This window comes from Novosphingobium sp. 11B (assembly GCF_054589055.1).
The window spans coordinates 1-3,521 of record NZ_BAAILP010000235.1; the positions used below are offsets into that span (position 1 = coordinate 1).

At 68.4% G+C, this 3,521-nt stretch carries 2 protein-coding genes; both read left to right on the forward strand.

The genetic code is table 11. The features are described 5' to 3' along the window. Window positions 1-195 precede the first annotated feature (195 nt). Entirely contained in the window at window positions 196-3,117 is a 2,922-nt protein-coding gene (locus ACYPYD_RS20685; protein ID WP_459665230.1) for a M16 family metallopeptidase, read from the forward strand. Then, entirely contained in the window at window positions 3,114-3,419 is a 306-nt protein-coding gene (locus ACYPYD_RS20690) for a hypothetical protein (protein WP_211150307.1), read from the forward strand. The genes ACYPYD_RS20685 and ACYPYD_RS20690 overlap by 4 nt, the downstream gene beginning before the upstream one ends. Window positions 3,420-3,521: the final 102 nt, after the last annotated feature.

Consider the following 3,521-nt stretch of genomic DNA (forward strand, 5'->3'; position numbering starts at 1 on the left):
CGACAGGCTCAGCCTGAGCGGATTTGAGAGCGGGTCTCCTGTTCCTGCTCAATTAGCTCGGACAGGTTTTCAAAGCAGTTTTCCAATTCCCGCTCAGGCTGAGCTTGTCGAAGCCCCCACTGCATGCACGAAAGCCGGAAGTGCGCGTAAAGTTTGCCGCTGGCCACGCCGAAACAAGCTGCTAACCTCCCGCTCATGCGATCCGTATCCACGTCGAGCCTGAGCGCTCTCGCCGCCGCCCTTCTCCTCTCCGCCTGCGCTGCCGCCCCCTCCGGCACGCCTGTCGCCAGCACGCCGCCTGCACCGGAGGCCGCACCGCCTCGGCCCGCCGCCGCATCGCCGCAGGAACTGGTCGCGAAGGTCGACATCCCCTACGAAAAGTTCGTCCTCGCCAACGGCCTGACCACCATCGTCCATACCGACCGCAAGGCGCCGATCGTGGGCGTCACGCTCTACTACAAGGTCGGCTCCAAGAACGAGCCGCGCGGCAAGACCGGCTTCGCGCACTTGTACGAGCACCTGTTCTTCGGCGGCTCATCCAACGTGCCCAACTTCGACATTCCGCTGGAAGCGGCCGGGTCCACCTCGACCAACGGCTCCACCTGGTACGATCGCACCAACTACATCGAGACGGTGCCGACCGGCGCGCTCGACCTTGCGCTGTTCATGGAGAGCGACCGCATGGGGGCGCTGCTCCCCGCCGTCACGCAGGACAAGCTCAACAAGCAGCGCGGCGTCGTCCAGAACGAGAAGCGGCAGGGCGACAACCAGCCCTACGGCCTCGCCGAATATGCGGTGGCCGAGGGCCTGTTCCCGGTCGGCCACCCCTATCACCACTCGACGATCGGCTCGATGGCCGACCTAGACGCCGCCAGCCTGACCGACGTGCGCAAGTGGTTCACCGACCATTACGGCCCCAACAACGTCGTCCTCGTCCTCTCGGGCGACATCGACGCGGCGACCGCGAAGCCCAAGGTCGAGAAGTGGTTCGGCGCGATCCCGAAGGGGCCTGAAGTCGCCCCCGTCGCGGCCGGGCCGGTCACCCTGTCCGCGCCGATCTCGCGCGACCTGACCGATCAGGTGCCGACCCTGCGCCTCAGCCGCGACTGGAGCGGCCCCGGGCTCAACGATGCGGACGCCCCCGCCCTGCGCATCGGCATGCACATCCTCGGCGGCCTCGCCAGCTCACGGCTGGACAACGAACTGGTGCGCGGGCAGCAGCTTGCCGTCTCCGTCACCGCCTCTGCCCAGACGTTCGAGCAGGCCAGCTTCCTCGACGCCTCGATGGACGTGAAGCCCGGCGTCCAGCGCGCCAAGGCCGAAGCCGCGCTCGACAAAGTCATCGCCGATTTCGTCGCCAAGGGGCCGAGCGAGGACGAAGTGCGCCGCGCCGTCACCTCCATCCTGTCGAGCGAGATCGGCGGGCTGGAGCAGGTCGGCGGCTTCTCCGGCAAGGGCGCGACCCTCGCCGAAGGGCAAGTCTATTCGAACGATCCGGCCAAGTACAAGGCGGACCTGCAGGCCATCGCCGCGCTGACGCCCGACGCCGTGCGCACCGCGATGTCCAGGTGGCTCGGCCGCCCGGTCTATAAGATCGCGGTGGTGCCGGGTGCACGCACCGAGGACGGCGCGAAGATGGGCGGCTGGGGTGACGAAGCCGCCAACCCGCCCGCAGCGGCAGGCAAGGCCGCCAAGGCCCCGAAGCTCGCCCCCGCGCCCAGGCGCACTGCGCCGCCGGTCGCGCCGGTCAGCGCCCTCGCCTTCCCGGCGATCGAGCGCACCACGCTCTCGAACGGCATCCCCGTCACGCTGGCGCGGCGGACCACGGTGCCCAAGCTGGTCCTGTCGATCGACTTCGACGCCGGGTACGCGGCCGATGCGCTCGACACGCCGGGCACGCAGGGGCTGATGCTCGGCATGCTCGAGGAAGGCACCAAGACCCGCAACGCCACCCAGATCGCCGAGGAACAGGAGCGCCTCGGCGCCTCGATCGGCACCGGTGCCAGCCTCGACACCAGCAGCCTGACGCTGAGCGCACTGAGCGACAATCTCGCGCCCTCGCTGGCGCTGGCCTCCGATGTGCTGCTGCATCCGGCTTTCGCGCAGGCCGACTTCGACCGCGCGCGCGGACAGGCGCAGGCCGAACTGGCACAGGCCCAATCGACGCCGAGCGCGCTGGCCTCGCGTACGATGAGCGGCGAACTCTTCGGCACCCATCCTTATGCCCAGCCCGGCGACGGCCTCGGCAGCGATACCGCGCTCGCCGCCCTCACGCCCGAGGCGCTGCGCGCCGCCCACGCCAAGTGGCTGCGCCCCGACCTCGCGCGGATCACCGTGGTCGGCGACGTGACCATGGAGCAGCTCAAGCCACTGCTGGAAAAGGCGTTCGGCAGCTGGAAGGCCCCGGCCGCACCCAAGCCGGTGAAATCGCTCGACACCGCGACGCCCGCACCCGCATCGCGCGTAGTGCTGATCGACCGGCCGAACTCGCCGCAGTCGGTGATCCTCGCCGGGCGGGTGCTGCCGCTGACCGGCCGCACGCCGAACGAGGAATCGCTGATGTTGGCGAACGACGTCGTCGGCAACGGCTTCCTCTCGCGCCTGAACCTCGACATTCGCGAGGAAAAGGGCTGGAGCTACGGCGTACGCTCGGGCATCAGCCAGGCGACGGGGCCGGTGACGATGCAGGTCATGGCGCCCGTGCAGGCCGACCGCACGGGCGATTCGATCCGCGCCATCATCGCCGACATGAGCGCCCTGCCGACGAAGCAGCCGATTTCGGCCGAGGAGTACCAGCGCGTCACCGACGGCGCGATCCGCAGCTTGCCCAACGACTTCGAGACGAATGCGCAAGTGCTCGCCGCCATCGTCAAGAACGACCGGCTGGGACGGCCCGAGGATTACTATGTGAAGCTCGCGCAGACCTATCGCGGTATCGACGCGAAGCGGATCGGCGGCGCGGCGGCGCAGTATCTGCAGCCCGCCGACCTGACCTGGGTGATCGTCGGCGATCGCAAGATCGTGGAACCGCAGCTCAAGGCCCTGGGTTTGCCCGTAGAGGTCCGCCCCGCACCCAGCGTCGCGGGCGAGAACGAGAGCGAAGGAGCTTCCGAATGACCGTTGCCGGCACGTACGACTGCGTCACTAATACCCCGCTGGGCCGCCAGAAGGGCGTCCTCACCATCGAGCCCGGAGCAGGCGACAGCTTCTCCGGGAACATCACCGGCGACCTTGGCAGCATGGACGTGACCAACGGCCGCATTGCCGGGCAGACCCTGACGTGGTCGATGAAGATGACCGTGCCGATGCCGATGGACCTCGACTGTTCCGCGACGGTCGAGGGCGATGCGCTGACCGGCACGGTGAAAGCCGGGATGTTCGGCGCGATGGAACTGACGGGAACGCGGCGCGCGGGCTGAGCCATCACACCACACTCGTCCCCTACTCTCCCCTCGTCATTGCGAGCACAGCGAAGCAATCCAGGGCCGCGTAAACCGCCCTAGATTGCTTCGCTGTGCTCG